This is a genomic window from Pantoea folii, assembly GCF_056678875.1.
In genome coordinates this window covers 21126-36751 of the sequence record NZ_JBWXON010000001.1, presented here as the reverse complement: position 1 = coordinate 36751, position 15626 = coordinate 21126, and the positions used below count along the sequence as shown (strand labels likewise).

The 15626-nt window shown below is 50.2% G+C and carries 16 protein-coding genes and 1 pseudogene; 4 read left to right on the top strand and 13 right to left on the bottom strand.

Annotated elements, in window-relative coordinates; genetic code table 11:
* Nucleotides 1-38 precede the first annotated feature (38 nt).
* The 5 genes from AC1MDE_RS00185 to AC1MDE_RS00165 form a co-directional block, all read right to left on the bottom strand.
* On the bottom strand, nucleotides 39-344 hold the full coding sequence (locus AC1MDE_RS00185) for a CcdB family protein (RefSeq protein WP_034829889.1): 306 nt from the start codon (nucleotides 342-344) through the stop codon (nucleotides 39-41).
* Nucleotides 345-347: 3 nt separating this feature from the next.
* Nucleotides 348-566, bottom strand: a complete 219-nt coding sequence (locus AC1MDE_RS00180) for a type II toxin-antitoxin system CcdA family antitoxin (RefSeq protein ID WP_034829890.1) — start codon at nucleotides 564-566, stop codon at nucleotides 348-350.
* A 236-nt stretch (nucleotides 567-802) separates the two neighbouring features.
* Nucleotides 803-1012: a YdgH/BhsA/McbA-like domain containing protein gene (locus AC1MDE_RS00175; RefSeq protein ID WP_182059268.1), complete on the bottom strand. Its 210-nt coding sequence runs from the start codon at nucleotides 1010-1012 to the stop codon at nucleotides 803-805.
* A 191-nt stretch (nucleotides 1013-1203) separates the two neighbouring features.
* Nucleotides 1204-2457, bottom strand: coding sequence for an enolase C-terminal domain-like protein (locus AC1MDE_RS00170; protein WP_479415111.1), 1254 nt, complete (start codon nucleotides 2455-2457; stop codon nucleotides 1204-1206).
* 76 nt (nucleotides 2458-2533) lie between these two features.
* Nucleotides 2534-3235, bottom strand: a complete 702-nt coding sequence (locus AC1MDE_RS00165) for a FadR/GntR family transcriptional regulator (protein WP_479415203.1) — start codon at nucleotides 3233-3235, stop codon at nucleotides 2534-2536.
* A gap of 279 nt (nucleotides 3236-3514) precedes the next feature.
* Here AC1MDE_RS00165 and AC1MDE_RS00160 point away from each other — a divergent pair, with 279 nt between their 5' ends.
* From AC1MDE_RS00160 to idnD, 3 genes are all read left to right on the top strand, one after another.
* The gene (locus AC1MDE_RS00160; RefSeq protein WP_480344096.1) at nucleotides 3515-4282 is read left to right on the top strand and encodes an SDR family oxidoreductase; all 768 of its coding nucleotides are present in this window, start codon (nucleotides 3515-3517) and stop codon (nucleotides 4280-4282) included.
* 141 nt (nucleotides 4283-4423) lie between these two features.
* On the top strand, nucleotides 4424-5785 hold the full coding sequence (locus tag AC1MDE_RS00155) for an MFS transporter (protein ID WP_479415109.1): 1362 nt from the start codon (nucleotides 4424-4426) through the stop codon (nucleotides 5783-5785).
* An 8-nt stretch (nucleotides 5786-5793) separates the two neighbouring features.
* Nucleotides 5794-6834 (top strand): L-idonate 5-dehydrogenase, encoded by a 1041-nt coding sequence (gene idnD, locus AC1MDE_RS00150; RefSeq protein WP_337024386.1) that lies wholly within the window; start codon nucleotides 5794-5796, stop codon nucleotides 6832-6834.
* A gap of 58 nt (nucleotides 6835-6892) precedes the next feature.
* Here idnD and AC1MDE_RS00145 read toward each other — a convergent pair whose 3' ends face one another.
* The 3 genes and pseudogenes from AC1MDE_RS00145 to melA form a co-directional block, all read right to left on the bottom strand.
* Nucleotides 6893-7108, bottom strand: a complete 216-nt coding sequence (locus tag AC1MDE_RS00145) for a YdgH/BhsA/McbA-like domain containing protein (RefSeq protein WP_034829885.1) — start codon at nucleotides 7106-7108, stop codon at nucleotides 6893-6895.
* Nucleotides 7109-7240: 132 nt separating this feature from the next.
* Nucleotides 7241-8668: pseudogene (gene melB, locus AC1MDE_RS00140) on the bottom strand (melibiose:sodium transporter MelB).
* 90 nt (nucleotides 8669-8758) lie between these two features.
* Nucleotides 8759-10063: an alpha-glucosidase/alpha-galactosidase gene (melA, locus tag AC1MDE_RS00135; RefSeq protein WP_058960985.1), complete on the bottom strand. Its 1305-nt coding sequence runs from the start codon at nucleotides 10061-10063 to the stop codon at nucleotides 8759-8761.
* Between the two features lie 219 nt (nucleotides 10064-10282).
* Here melA and AC1MDE_RS00130 point away from each other — a divergent pair, with 219 nt between their 5' ends.
* Nucleotides 10283-11122, top strand: coding sequence for an AraC family transcriptional regulator (locus tag AC1MDE_RS00130; RefSeq protein ID WP_479400206.1), 840 nt, complete (start codon nucleotides 10283-10285; stop codon nucleotides 11120-11122).
* Between the two features lie 17 nt (nucleotides 11123-11139).
* Here AC1MDE_RS00130 and AC1MDE_RS00125 read toward each other — a convergent pair whose 3' ends face one another.
* The 5 genes from AC1MDE_RS00125 to AC1MDE_RS00105 all read right to left on the bottom strand — a co-directional run bounded on the left by AC1MDE_RS00125 (nucleotide 11140) and on the right by AC1MDE_RS00105 (nucleotide 15615).
* Nucleotides 11140-11289, bottom strand: coding sequence for a hypothetical protein (locus AC1MDE_RS00125; protein WP_479400207.1), 150 nt, complete (start codon nucleotides 11287-11289; stop codon nucleotides 11140-11142).
* A 92-nt stretch (nucleotides 11290-11381) separates the two neighbouring features.
* Nucleotides 11382-11597, bottom strand: coding sequence for a YdgH/BhsA/McbA-like domain containing protein (locus AC1MDE_RS00120; RefSeq protein ID WP_058960987.1), 216 nt, complete (start codon nucleotides 11595-11597; stop codon nucleotides 11382-11384).
* Between the two features lie 127 nt (nucleotides 11598-11724).
* Nucleotides 11725-12618, bottom strand: a complete 894-nt coding sequence (locus tag AC1MDE_RS00115; protein WP_479400208.1) for a dihydrodipicolinate synthase family protein — start codon at nucleotides 12616-12618, stop codon at nucleotides 11725-11727.
* 71 nt (nucleotides 12619-12689) lie between these two features.
* Nucleotides 12690-14018 (bottom strand): cytochrome c, encoded by a 1329-nt coding sequence (locus AC1MDE_RS00110; protein ID WP_479400209.1) that lies wholly within the window; start codon nucleotides 14016-14018, stop codon nucleotides 12690-12692.
* Nucleotides 14011-15615: a GMC family oxidoreductase gene (locus tag AC1MDE_RS00105; RefSeq protein WP_480344095.1), complete on the bottom strand. Its 1605-nt coding sequence runs from the start codon at nucleotides 15613-15615 to the stop codon at nucleotides 14011-14013. Before AC1MDE_RS00105 ends, AC1MDE_RS00110 begins: the two co-directional genes overlap by 8 nt.
* Nucleotides 15616-15626: the final 11 nt, after the last annotated feature.

Here is a 15626-nt window from a genome sequence, read left to right as displayed (position 1 = left end):
GATAAAACCCGCCAGGGCGGGTTAGATTTGAGAGTGGTTTACACACCCCAAAACAGAATGTTAATAGCGTCTTTAATTTCAGTTTCGTAGATTGCAAGACTTCCGACTTTATCGCCAAACACGCTTTTTGAAACGCTAACGACATCGTCAGTTTTCAGCCGATAAGCAGTGCCATTGAGTTGAACGATTGGAAGGAGCTCTTTACTCACTTTTTCAGAGAGTAAAGAGGCATCAACAAGCGGGATGGCCATTCTAAATCCCGGTGTATCAAGGATGTTACTCTGAACATCGACAAAAAGTTGGTAATGACTGGTCCGCTTATATTCATAAACATCAAATTGCATGAGTTACCACTTCCTGTTCTCATCAGCGAACGAGCCAAACTTTTGGTTAAAAGCGGCAAGTTCTTCCATGCCCTCACGATTTTCTTCCTTCCAACGTTCCCCTTTAATGCGCTTAGCCTCTTTGGCGTAAGCCGCATCCGCTAATGCAGAAACGTTAACGCCGGAGTCAACCAAATATTTATAGTTGTCTTTCTCAACGGTGATACTGACTTTGCCTCTCATTTAGCCCCCTAAATCGATGTCGTTTAGAGGTATACTATATGGGTATACAATGAGGGTAAATAGTCACCATTGCCAAATCTGTGTCAGGGAAATCTGAATATTACAGATTTAAGGTATATGAGGGGGCCTGGATGACCTTAGAGATCATCTAAGTAGAACGTATGAGAGGCGGTTACTTAGTTCAGAAACAGTAAAGCCGCCCGAAGGCGGCCTTAACGCTGAAGCGGAAACTGAACTTATTTATACAGCTCTGCAGTCATGTGCACACGGTTGTTGGTGTTTGCTTCAGTGATTTTGTACTGTGCGCCCTGCTCTTGTGCCACTGCGGCAACTTTTGCTTCTGCACCGTCAAGAGTTGAGGACTCAACGGAGATGCTCTGTGCAAAGCTGGCAAATGAAGCCAGAGTAAGGGCTGAAACTGCAACGAAAGTTTTGATGGATTTCATGGTCATTTCCTCAAATTCATTTTCAGATTATGAGGCATTCCGCCTCGATGTGAAAAAGAATAGACCTGTATTGTGATGGTTGAAATCTAATCATTTTGCTTTTATCGTTCTAATTATTTGAATGAGAATTTTGGGGTGAGTATTTGCCTTACCGCATCAGAAATAACAAAGCCGCCCGAAGGCGACTTGAATTAAGGCCTTGCCGCAGAGCCATCCGGCAAGCGAGCATTAGTCCACTCGGGTAGATCACCTTTAACTGGATACTTAGCTGCACGGGCTTCATCAATATCTACACCTAAACCTGGGCGAACACTGAGGTATGCATAACCACGATCAATCTCCGGGCAGCCCGGGAAGACTTCCTGCAAAGCCTCATTGACCGGCGTATATTCCTGAATACCGAGGTTAGTAATGCTCATATCGATATGCAGATTTGCAGCGACACCAACGGGTGAAATATCACCTGGTCCATGCCAGGCGGTTCTTACGCCGTAGAGCTCAGCAAAAGTCGCCAGCTTTTTGGCAGGCGTAATACCGCCGATGGTACTGACATGGCAACGAATATAATCGATAAGCTGGTTTTGAATCAGAGGTTTCCATTCGTTAATCTGGGTAAATAACTCTCCCATCGCAATCGGTGTACTGCTCTGTGTCCGTAATGTTTTAAGCCAATCGATGTTCTCAGGGGCGACAGGATCTTCGAGGAAAAACAGCTGGAATTCTTCCAACGATTTCGCCATTTGGATTGAGGCTATGGGTGTGATGCGCTCGTGAACGTCATGGATAAACTCCACACCGAAACCAATTTTATTGCGCAGATGATCAAACAAACGGGGCACCGCACGCGCGTATGCTTCGGGATCGAAATAGACGCCCGGCGTCTGACTACGAGGTGACACCTTCGGCTGAATATTACGTGCCTTAGCCAACTTACCGGCGATCAGACGTAAATCATCGGTGCCGGCACCGCCGTACATGCCTACCTGGCAGCGTACATATTGATAACCCTCTTCCATGCGGGCCCGAATATTATCTTCAACTTCAATTTCATCTGCACCGTCACAGTGGCGATAAAGAGCAATTCCATCACGGCACTTCCCACCCAACAGTTCATACACTGGTAGCCCAGCCACTTTACCTTTTAAATCCCACAAGGCCATATCGACGCCAGAAAGTGCGTTGTTCATGACCGGACCATTTCGCCAGTAGCCACTCACCGCTGCCGATTGCCAAATATCCTCAATGCGCGCGGGATCCTTACCTATTAAGAACGGTTTCATATAGTTGTCGATAGCAGAGGCGACGGCATGAATACGTTGTGTAAACGTTGCACAGCCCAAACCGTATAACCCTGGTTCGCTGGTTTCAATTTTAACCACCACCAGGTCAATACCGCCCGGCGCGGTGAGAATGGTTTTTACGTTGGTAATCTTAAGTTGGCTCATGCTAATCCTCATTAATCTTGTATGATGTCCTACATGTTAGAGATATAAAAAAAGCCGCGATGGGCTTTTCCTATGTTCAGTTATGACGTACATCTTCAATGGCGTGCACGTTATGAGTCATCGCACTGTTCAGCGTCTCTGTTGCCATATCTGCATCACGATTTTTCAGCGCCATAAATACCTTAATGTGGGCTTCAACGCTCTCAAGCGTAATGCCCAGCACACGGTTTAACTCTTCGAGATAATGCACATAGATGCCTTTGAGTGACTCCATAACATGAATGAAAATTTTGTTATGCGAAGCTTTCACGATGGCCAGATGAAAGTCGTAGTCTGCCAGGGAGTACTTCTTGTAATCATCCCGATTGACCAGCATACGATTGAGCGCACTCTCCAACGCCTGAATATCTTCATCAGTTGCATTCTCTACAGCTAACTCCATGCAACGAAACTCAACGGTTTGGCGAAACACACGCATATCGTCAAACTCTTCCTGAGACAGATGCAAAATCGGCTGATTATCGCTGAATGCCCCATAGCGCGCGACATCCCGGGTAACATAAGTCCCCTTGCCCTGATGCGTGATGACGATACCTAAATCACGTAGCTTTTGCACAGCACTGCGCACGCTGACTCGGCTGACCTGGAAGGTGGCCGTGAGTTCTGCTTCAGAAGGCAACTTACAGCCTGGCTCCCAGATGCCATCTTGAATGTTCTGCTTCATCTGTTCGTAGATCACATCCACGATATTGTGTTTTTGAATACTCGCCAGCGCCACGTTGTTCACTCACTTGTCCTACATGTTGGCCTTTTTAACTTTTTCACTGTCCTGGCACAAGGCGTTTTTTCTTTTATCACGCTTAATCCCTTTGACTAACAGAATAAAAAGACATCAATTTCATGCAGTTGATGTTTCCTTTACTATTTCCAGCTCCTGCTACCTGATCCCATTTTTGTGAAACAGTCTGCAATTTATTGATCAGGTTATTGCTGCTACCTACAACCTCACGTACAACTCTCACATCAACTTGTTAGTCATGTTACATGAGGAGTTATTATGCCACCCCTTTTCGATTTAACGGGAAAAACGGCGTTAATTACCGGTTCAACGCGTGGACTCGGTTTTGCCTACGCCACAGGATTAGCGCAGGCTGGCGCTTCCGTCATTCTCAATGGCACCAGCGAGCAACATATGCATCACGCGTTGGCACAGTTAGAAGCTCAGGGGTTTAGTGCGCGGGGCTTTCTCTTTAACGTCGCAAACGAGGATGAGATAGAGCGCGTTTTCGCACAGCTTGATGAAGAAGATATCCACGTCGATATCGTCATCAATAATGCGGGCATTCAGTTCCGTAAACCTATGCTGGAGCTGGCGTTAAGTGACTGGCAGCGTGTAATAGATGTGAATCTCACCAGTGCCTTCCTGGTGGCTCGTGCCGCAGCGCGGCGTATGGTGGCGCGCAACAGCGGTGGCAAAATTATCAACATCGGCTCACTCACGAGTGAAGCCGCTCGCGCCACCGTTGCCCCTTATACCGCGGCAAAAGGCGGTATCAAATTACTGACGAAATCGATGGCAGCTGAATGGGCAGTCCATAACATCCAATCTAATGGCATCGGGCCGGGCTATATCCTCACCGACATGAACAGTGCGTTGGTAGAAAATCTGGAATTTAATCAATGGGTTTGCAATAGCACACCCTCAGGGCGCTGGGGTAAACCTGATGAGTTGATTGGCACAGCAGTGTACCTGGCCTCCTCTGCCTCTAACTACGTCAATGGACAAATGATTTATGTCGACGGCGGTTGGCTCGCCACGCTTTAAGCCGGTAATGCCAATCTCAAAACAAGACGAAGAGGCCAGAGAAATGTCTCAGATCGGCGCAGAAAATCACATTAAACAGATAACTACGCTACCTGGTATCACATTCACCGACAACATCAGCTTACTATCATAGGTTTAAAAATGAACATTAAACCCACCCGTACCCGATTCTCCGTGCTGGCGATGTTGTTTGTTGTGACGGCCATTAATTATATGGACCGTGCCAACCTTTCCGTTGCGGGTTCTCACATTCAGGGAGACCTGGCGCTCTCACCCACGCAGCTCGGATTGCTGTTCTCGATGTTTACCTGGTTCTACGCCATGAGCCAAATCCCGGTAGGATATCTGCTGGATCGCATCGGTTCCCGCTGGCTGTATGGCAGCGCAATTGTATTGTGGAGTGTGTTCACCCTGTTAATGGGGTTTGCTTCACACCATCTTTTCACCACCGCCACTGCTTCCTTTATGATGCTGCTGGCTTGCCGCGCTTTGGTGGGAATCGCTGAAGCACCCTCTTTTCCTTCGAACACCAAGATCATTGCGACATGGTTTCCCGATCATGAACGTGCCCGTGCAACAGCGACCTACTCCAGTGCGCAATACATTGGCCTCGCGCTACTCACCCCGCTGCTTTCCCTGATCGTGAGCAAGTGGGGCTGGGAGATGTCATTTTATATTTCTGGCGCAGTCGGCATCGTATTTGGCATTTACTGGCTGATTCGCTATCGCGATCCACAACACAGCACGCAGGTTAATCAAGGGGAACTGGAGATTATTCGCCAGGGTGGTGGCTACGGTTCTGAAGTCAAAGGGGCAAATACGCGGGTGAACTGGCCTGAAGTACGCTTCATTTTGCGTCAACGCACAACCTGGGGTCTTTTTATTGCCCAGTTTGCGGCTTCGTCCACCCTCTACTTTTTCCTGACCTGGTTCATTGTCTATCTGGAGAAAGGGTTGCACCTGTCGATCGACAAAGCAGGGATTGGCGCCATGTTCCCTTACCTCATGGCCATGGCTGGCGTGTTATGCGGTGGCACATTAAGTGATCTGCTACTGAAGCGCGGTCGCAGTCGTACCTTTGCGCGAAAACTTCCTGTGATGTCAGGCATGCTACTGACTTGCTCAATTGCGCTGGTGAATTTCTTCCAGGACCAACCTGTCATAGCGATTGGCATTCTCTCCATCGCCTTTTTCGCCAATGCTTTCTCCAATCTCGGTTGGGTGGTTTGCAGTGATGTCATTCCACGCCATCTCATTGGCACCATTGGCGGATTTCTCAATATTTTTGGCAACCTATCCGGCATCGCCAGCCCGATCATCATCGGCATCATTCTGCAACGTACGCAAAACTTCCAATATGCGATGTGGTACATCGCGGCTGTCGCACTGGCGGGTTTCCTCGCTTATCTGTTCCTGGTGGGGAAAATCGAAGTCATGGTTCCTCCAGATGAACAACCTACCCCGCGCGACGATGAAAAATATAAAACGCCTTCAAATGCTTAGGAGCAATCATGCAGCATAAAACGGTTAAAGCCGTCATGGTGGCAGGCGCCCATGATGTACGGTGTGAGAATCAAGATATTGCCTGGAACAGCGATCAAGTGCTGGTGAAAGTGGAACGCGGAGGGATCTGTGGTTCAGACATCCATTACTTCTTGCATGGCCGAGCCGGCATGTCGGTGTTGAAGTCTCCGATGGTATTAGGTCATGAGTTTGTTGGCATCGTTGAGCAAGCGCCTAAGGAAAGCAATTTGCGGGCTGGGCAACGCGTGGCGATCAATCCATCGCAACCCTGTCAGCATTGCGACATCTGCCGCTTAGGCAAACAAAATCTCTGCCGCTCGATGCGATTTATGGGAAGCGCGCAATTTTATCCCCATGTGAACGGTGGTTTCGCGCAGCATGTCGTCGTCGCTCCAGAACAGTGTATCCCTTACGCCGATAATGTTGAGGCTAAAGTGATCGCCTTTGCCGAGCCGCTGGCTGTTTGTATTCACGGCATCAAGCAGGCCGGAGATTTAACGGGCAAGCGAGTTTTGGTCACTGGCGCAGGACCGATTGGATGTCTGGTGATTGCTGCTGCGTTGGCCTCAGGCGCGACGGAAGTGGTAGCGACCGATCTCAGCGAACGCTGCCGTGCGCTGGCATTAAAAATGGGTGCAGCTTCGGTATGGGATCCACGCGATGAAGAGGTCGTTGCCGGTTGGCGTGAGCATGGAGGCAGCTTCGACGTCTGCTTTGAAGCCTCTGGTGCTGCCGCTGCCGTCGCCTCAGTCGTTGCCTATACCCGACCCGGCGGGATTATCGTACAGCTTGGTATGGGGCAGGCTGAGATCACCTATCCTATCGGCCCTCTTTTGGTTAAAGAGGTGCAATTACGCGGCTCGTTTAGATTTGTCGATGAATTTGCCACCGCTGTACGTTGGCTTGAGACGGGCAAAATTGATCCTCTGCCATTACTGTCGGCAGAACTGCCAATGGACCAGGCGGTTGGCGCACTCGAATTAGCTTCTGATAAGGAAAGGGCTGCAAAAGTGCAGTTAGTGTTCTAGGTCTCAGAAACAGCAAAGCCGCCCGGAGGCGGCCTTAACGCTGAAGCGGAAACTGAACTTATTTATACAGTTCTGCAGTCATGTGCACACGGTTGTTGGTGTTCGCTTCAGTGATTTTATACTGTGCGCCCTGCTGCTGTGCTACCGCGGCAACTTTCGCTTCGGCACCGTCAAGAGTTGATGACTCAACGGAGATGCTCTGGGCAAAGCTGGCAGCAGACATCAGTGAAAGAGCGGCAGCAGCGGCGATGGTCAGTGTTTTGATAGTTTTCATGGTCTTATTCCTTTGAGTTGTTTATGAAGGCTGTGTGCCTTCGATGGAAATAATAATAACCCAAGTTACCATTTCACCATTGACTATTAGTGCGATCACCATGATCACACTAATAGTACTCAAGGTCATGGATCAGATCGAACTCCGGATCTGCTGCGCAGGCAAGGAGCCTTCTGCTTCAGGCGTGACCTCAGCTACATGTTGCGCACCATACTTATTTTGTAACCACTGCTGCACCTGATCCAATAAATGCCCATCCAACGCGTAATAGCGCAGATAAACGCCCACGGTGATGGCGAAAAAGAGTAATGGCGCGCCTACCATAATCGCCTGCATACCTAAGAGGGTTGATGCACTTTGCTGCACATTTGGCACATAGCCAATCAGGCTAAGCACCATACCGATAAACAGCCCGGCAAAAGCAGCACCTGCTTTCACCACCATGGTTTGGACAGAATAGGCAATGCTCTCAATACGGACACCGAGCGCGTAGTCACCTTAGTCCACGGTGTCCGCCACCATAATCACCAGCATTACCCAGAAGAGTGCATTGCCAATATTCACCAATACACCAGACAGTGAGATAAGCACTGCCCCTTGCGGCGCCCAAACAGCAATCGCGAACAGCATAAAGCAGCTGAGCACCGGCAGCACCGACGCGCTGAGCCACAATACCCGACGGGAGAAAATGCGAACTAAGCGTGGGAACAATACAATGGTGATGAGATTAGCCACACCGGCAAACGCCATATACCACGGGAAAAGATCCTCGCGTCCAAATACATATTTAAAGTAATACACGGCGAATGCTGTAATGATGCTATAAGCCAGGTTCCACGCCAATGCCATGATTAACAATACAAATAATGGTCGGTTGCGGGTGATCATACTGAGCACGGTGCCGAGACTGTGTTGTTCGCTTTTTGCTGTTGTTTGCGATGAGGAGTACCTCTCATGCACATTCAGCAGCGTCACCAACGTAGAAAGGATGAAGAAAAACACGATGATGTAAGTGAAATAGAGAAAACCCTCACCTTGGTTGCCGCCACCTAGCCAGCGGATAGCGGGTAATCCAATCACCCCCGTGAGATAGCCTGCACAACTGGCAAAAAATCGCGGCCAGGGAATCAATGCTTCTCGCTCACGTTTATCCAGCGTAATGCAAGGTACCAGTGACCAAAATGGCACATCCATGATGGTGTAGGTAAATCCCCACAGCAGATAGGTTATCCAGATCCACACAATTTGCCCGGTACCCTGAAAATGATGAGCATGAAACACGGCAATCAACATCACTGAGTTCACTAACGTACCAAGCAAAATCCAGGGTTTAAATTTGCCCCAACGGGACCGGGTGCGTTCGACGATCCATCCCATAACAGGATCGGCTAACGCATCGAGAAATCGTGCCACCAGAAATAACGTGGCGACCATGCCCATCGAAATACCGGCCACATCGGTGTAGTAAAACATCAGATACATGTAGATGATGCCAATGGCGAAATCTTTGCCGAATGCACCCAGGCCATAGCTGATTTTGGTCTTTAGCGACACACTCATGATTGACTCTCCTCCTTGAACGGGTGGCAACCGACAGCCATGAAGCAGTTGCCTCCACGCACAGGTAATTTAGCAGAAATTCTCTGAATATCAGTGATATGAAGGCAACCAATCGCCATGTGCCGCAATCAGTTCGTCACACAGACGTATCGTATCGTCGATGGAAAGCTCCGCAGAGGTATGCGGATCGAGCAGAGCCGCATGATAAATGTGCTCTTTCTTACCGGTGACCGCCGCTTCAATGGTCAGGAGTTGCGTATTGATATTGGTGCGATTCAGCGCCGCGCACTGTGGCGGAAGATCACCGACGTAGCAGGGAGTAATGCCTTGAGCATCCACCAGACAAGGCACTTCTACACAGGCCTCGCGGGGTAAATTAGTGATTAAGCCGTTGTTAAGTACGTTACCGCCAATCTTATAGGGTTTATCAAGCATCATGCTTTCAATGATATAAGAGGCATATTCCAGGCTGCGGGTATGGGTGAGATTTTCATTGTGGGTTAATTGCTCACGTTGCATATGCCAGCGTTCAATCTGCTCAATGCAGCGACGCGGATACTCATCGAGCGGAATATTAAACTGCTCAATTAATTCCGGATAATTTCGCTTGATCCAGTAAGGCATGTATTCCGCATTGTGCTCGGAGGACTCAGTGACGTAATAGCCGAATTTATGCATGATCTCATGTCGCACCCTATCATCATGTTGCTCTGTCAACGCCAATGAACGACGCCGAATCTCAGGATAGAGGTCCTCACCATTGCGTCGAATATCTAATAACCATGCCATATGATTGATACCGGCAATATTGAACACCACATTGTCAGTTGGCATATCAACGCTCTTTAACAACGTTTCAGCGCAAACTTGTACGCTGTGGCATAAGCCCACCGTTTTGATGCTGGTATATCTGAGCATTGCGCCCGTCAATGATGCCATGGGATTGGTATAATTGAGCAGCCACGCATTTGGGCAAACCTCTTCCATGTCCCTCGCCAGATTAAACATCACGGGTAAGGTGCGTAGCGCGCGGAAAAGCCCCCCGACGCCCAAAGTATCCGCAATGGTCTGACGTAAACCGTATTTTTTAGGAATATCGAAATCAATCACGGTGCTGGGCTGATACCCACCCACCTGAATGGCATTGATAACGAAGTCTGCTTGCTTCAATGCCTCACGTCGTAATTCAACCCCCGCATATTGATGAATGCGTGCGCGGTTTTGGTTAATATTGGCATTAATGTTTGTCAGCATTTTGTAAGACTCATCGAGTCGCTGCGCATCAATATCATACAGCGCAATCTCAGCATCAGAGATATCAGCAGTAGCCAGCACATCACCGAGCACATTTTTGGCAAAAACAGTGCTCCCCGCTCCAATGAACGTTATTTTCATTTTTTCACCTTATATTCCAGCACGACTGTGTCGTTAAAACATAAACAACGGCCAGGCGAAGCGATATGTATAAATGTGACATCCTTATAGCAGAATGGTATTGCCGTTAAGGAAGTGTGATGAATATCTCACATTGCCTTTTATCAGGTAAATCGGCGTGCTAGCCGCTTAAAATGTGTGATAGAAAGTTCAAGCATCCCCTCCCGTTGATGATTACATATGGAAAAATATTTACTACCTGAACATATATTGCATTTTGGTTTGAATATTTATCAGTTTGGCCACGAGGCGTGTGTGCCCGCTCATACTTTCGGCCCCGCAGTACGCCAACACTATTTATTGCACTATGTTATGGCTGGCAGAGGGAGTTTACTTTCTGAAGAGGGACGTTGGGATATTTCAGCCGGGGAAGCTTTCTTAATCTTCCCGCATCAGATAACCACCTACTCTGCCGATAAGAAAATACCCTGGGAGTATATGTGGCTAGAGGTAGATGGATTGATAGCGCAGCGCACCTTTGAGCTTTGCGGGCTTAACCGAGAGACCCCCGTTTGGACGGCAGCATTACCGCGAGGTCATCAGGAACTGGAGGAGGTATGGAAATTATTGATTGCTGAAGATGCCGATCGTCCGATCAAACTGGCTGGATTAACCTGTTTATTATTCGATGCATTAATCAGTGGCGGGAAAAATAGTGCTGTCTCCACCAGCAATGATAACAAGCAGCTGGATCATGCCATTGCCTTTATCGAACGCAACTATCAGAACCCCATCGGGGTCAGTGATATTGCGAACCATTGCCGAATTGACCGCAGTTATTTGAGTCGAATGTTCCAAAAAGCGTTGGGTGTAGGACCTAAACAGTATTTATTACGTACGCGTATGAACATGGCGAAATCTTTACTGCAAGATGCATCATTACCCATCAAAGTGATTGCCTGTTCGGTGGGTTACAACGATCAACTCCATTTCTCTCGCGCTTTCAAACAATATTTTGATTTACCACCGACAGAATGGCGAAAACGTTATCCGCCAAACAGCGACTGTATTGAGCTTTAACATTACCGACGCCACAATCAGGATTTTGCCATCAGCGATTTAACCGTGGAGATAAAGTGCGGCCACTGATGGAATCGCATAATCGGTATATGAGCCTGGCGTTGCGCCCTTAATGCATCGACAAATGCGCTGGCTTGCTGATCAATATCTTGATGATTCTGTTTCATGGGGCTGCCCCTTTTGCGGAGAGTGTTAAGACGGAAAAAGCCGCCCCGTAAGGCGGCCTTTCCCGGCACTTCCCTGTGCAACCATCCGATACTTATTTGTACAATTCTGCGGTCATGTGCACGACATTGCCGTTGCTGGCTTCAATGATTTTGTATTGTTCATTCTGCTGATGAGCCTGAGCAGCAATTTTCGCTTCTGCTCCATCCAGAGTCAGAGAAGTTGCAGTCACTGTTTGTGCGAAGCTGGCAGCAGACATCAGAGAAAGAGCGGCAACAGCGGCGATTGACATAGCTTTGATAGTTTTCATGGTCATATTCCTTGGTTTGTTTGATGAGAAGGCTGTGTGCCTTCGATGGAAACAATAATAACCATGTAAACTATATCAATCTTAACTATTAGTGCGAAAACTATGATCGCACTAATAGTTAACTGAGCTAGGCCAACTCCAGCGATCTCATCACCTGGAGTACTTCCCGTTGATGCTCACTGGATAAAGCACGTAGCGGGCGCGGCAAGTTGTTTTCCTCCGCCAGCCCAAGCAGTGCCGCTGCGGCCGCTATCACGCGAATACTGCCGCCATGTTGACGGAACAGCGTCCAAAGCGGCTCCAGTCGCTGGGATTGCTCAACGACAGCAGCGAAATCGCCCGCCTGAGCGGCTCGTGTCAGCGCTAATGCTGTGTTGGGAAATAAGCCGCCAGATACGGAATACCAGACATCGCATCCCGCCATTAAACCGTTGCCGGCCGATGCATCACCACTGACACCAATGCTTATCTCTGCGGGGAGTTGCGCACGTAATGCGCTCACCCGCTGGGCTGCGGAATGCATGTCGGCAGGCACACCCGGTATTTTGATGGAAGCGATATTGGGAAGCGCGGCTATCCGTGCGTAAAGATCATTTGAGAACTCGGTGTGGGTCGTGCCGGGATTATCATAAACGCAGATGGGCAGCGAAACATTCCGCGCCACCTCGGCATAGAAGCCAAACACTTCTTCTTCAGTGAGCTTTTGGTAGGAAACAGCAGGTAATAATAAAGCGCTTACGCCTGCATGCTGCGCATCTTCCGCCAGTCGCAGCACCTCATCTGTGCTGGTTGCGCCAATGCTAACCATCACCGGAATGCCATCCGCATGCTGTACGGCCAGCGTCGCCACGCGCTTGCGCTGCTCGCGGGTGAAATAGGCGTAGCTACCGGTTGAACCCAGCACGCCCAGTGAATCGACTTTTGCCGTTGTTAGACGCGCGAGAAGCGAGAGAAAGGATTTTTCATCAATGCCTGTCGCATTGACCGGGGTCAGCGGAAAGGCACTAAGACCTGAAAACATAGCCAGCTCCTGTTAGATAACGTAAAAGCGCATCTTAACAACAGCTGACTATTTGTCATAGGACAAAGCCGTTAGCGTTTGTTCTTTCTTCTGAAACCTAACCAGAACAGCCCCAGCAACACGATGAACCCGGCAGCGGCCATGCCGATGCGCGACACCAGCATCAGCGGCGAAGCATCACCACCAGCACGCAGTGATTTCACTCGCTCCTCGCTGATCTGCACCTTGCTGTGCCCGATATCTTGCATCACATAGTTAGTCAGCGCAGCGATTTGGTGGTCGTTGAGTTGACCGGCAAAGCCAATCATCCCTTGCCCTTTTTCAGGCCAAACGCCTTGCAGTACTGCCATCGCCACATTGTCCGCATTGGGCTTATTCAACACCGGATGATTTTGTAATGCCGGCAGTCCATTCAGCCCCTCGCCTGTCAGGTTATGGCAGGATGCACAGTTATTGCGATAGATCTGTGCGCCTTCGCTTAATACCGCCTGCGGCGTATCGTCACCTCTTACCAGCGTCCAGCGATTGGCCTGCGCAGGTTCAGCAGTGGCGCTATCCTGTGGTAACAAATAAGTCGCAATAGCCTGGCGATCTTCTGCTGTCATACGCGAGAAGCTCTTATCGATCGCTTCCAGCATCGGACCGCCCGCCGTTGCGCCGTTGCTGGCGTGGCCAGTTGCAAGATACTGCGCCAACATTTCACGTGTCCAATGCGGTTTGCCCTGCAAGGCTGCCGCCGTGATATCAGGTGCAAACCAGGTACCGAGTGACGCACCCTGCAAGTTTTTGTCCTCCTGTTCCGCCATCAGGAAATTACGTGGTGTGTGGCACGTGCTGCAGTGGGTTAACCCCTGTACCAAATAGGCACCGCGATTCCATTCTTCTGACTGCTTCTCGTCCGGCTGGAAGGGCTTGCTGTCCATAAACAACAGATTCCAGGCTGCCATGCTGAAACGCAGATTGAAGGGGAACGGCAATGCCGTTTTCTCAGGCTGAATATCTACCGGCTGCACACCCTGCATAAAGTAGGCATACAATGCAGCGACATCCTCATCGGTGAGCTTCGCGTAAGCGGTATACGGCATCGCCGGATAAAGCTGACTGCCATCACCGCGAACCCCTTTACGCAACGCATCGGCAAACTGCTGCTCGCTGTATTGGCCGATCCCCGCCGTTTTAGAGGGGGTGATATTGGTACTGAAGATCGTGCCCAACGGGCTGGCAATCGCGTGGCCGCCACTGAAAGGGGCTTTACCCTCTTCGGTGTGACACGCGCCGCAGTCACCGGCAATCGCCAGATACTCCCCGCGCTTAATCAGTTGCTCATCCGCTGCATGCGATTGTGAAACAGCCAACGCCAACGTGCCTGCTGCAAGCAGGGCTTTCCAGTGCTTAGCCATGTTGCGTTTCCTGCAGGATTTTGTCGGCGGTACGAAGAGCCAACGCCATTGCCGTGAGCGTGACGTTACAGGTGCCCACCGTCGGCATCACACCCGTGCCAACCATAAACAGATTATGATGATCATGTGCACGCCCCCACGCATCGGTCACACTGGTCGCCGGGTCGAGGCCCATAGAGAGCGTGCCGGTGATGTGCTGACGATTAGAGAACTTGCCAGTTTTGCTGTGCTTAATGTTGGTTGCGCCGAGTTTGGCCGCAATCGCGTCATAGCATTCACGCGTTTTTTCGGTGCCTTTGATGACATAGTCGTTCACGTCCCAATACAGCGATGGCGTGGGTAAACCCAGCTCGTCCTTGTTGCTGCTCAAGGTCACGCGGTTGTTCGGATCGGGTAACTGCTCAAGCGCATTTTTGATGCTAAGGCGACGCGCGGCGCGGAAGCGAATCGCTTCCTGCAACTTCTTGCCAAACAGCCCTTCCGCCAGCGCTTCTTTAGTCACTGAGGCAACCTGTGAGGCGTTAGAGATATCGATACGGAACGGTGAATGTTCGCTGCGGAAATCGCCGTCACGGAACTGACCAATCGAACAAGGACTCACCGGGCCACGCCCTGGCCAAATCTCTTCATCGACGTCAAACGTCACGCCTATCGCCGGGTGATCGCACAGGTTGCGACCCACATTATCGTGCGCGTTGGCGATACCGTTCGGGAATTTATCGCTGACAGACATCAGCAGCAGTTTTGGGGTTTCAATCGCGTTGGCGGCCAGTACAAAGGTTTCAGCCGTGACACGATGGCTGACTTTGTTCCAGTCATAGTAATTGGCTGCCACGATATTGCCTTTGGCATCGTGCTCCAGCTGATACACCACCGCTTCGGTGATCACTTGCACGCCGCTGTTTTCAGCCTGCTGTGCGGCAATCCCGCCGTGATACTGGGCGTCGATTGGGCAAAGCGGCATGCAGTTGTTATTACCGCAGCAGGCTGGGCGACCATCATAACTGTGGCTATTTCGGCCTGTACTGTCATCCAGCACGGTGAAGTCAGGCGCAAGGCGAGCTGTCACACGCTGCTGAAGCCAGGAGGCGGGGACGCGTTCCATCGGGTAAGGCTTGCTGCGCGGCGAACCATTGTCCGGCGATCCGCCGACACCCGCGATCACTTCCGCCTGATAGTAGTACTCTTCCAGGTCGTCATAGCCAATTGGCCAATCTTTGCCGACGCCATACTGGCTGTGCTGACGGAAGTCGTTGGGAACAAAGCGCCACAACTGCGCCGCCCAGTGCCAGCTGGTGCCACCAAACATGCGAATGTACTGCGCAGCAAACGGATGCGGCCCGGCCTGATGCAGGTAATCATTCGGTTCCGGTGTATAGCGCGGATGCGGTGCCTTAGGTGAGAACGGATACGGCGACATAAAGTCAGATTTGAACGCCGACGCACGGAAACGCTCAACCAGTTGATCGCGTCCAACTTTCGGGCCGGACTCCAGTAACAGTACTGATTTACCTGCTTTTGCCAGACGGGTCGCCAGCAGCGAGCCGTTAACGCCCGCGCCGATAACAACCACATCGGCGGAATTATTGTTTTTCATAACGACATTAC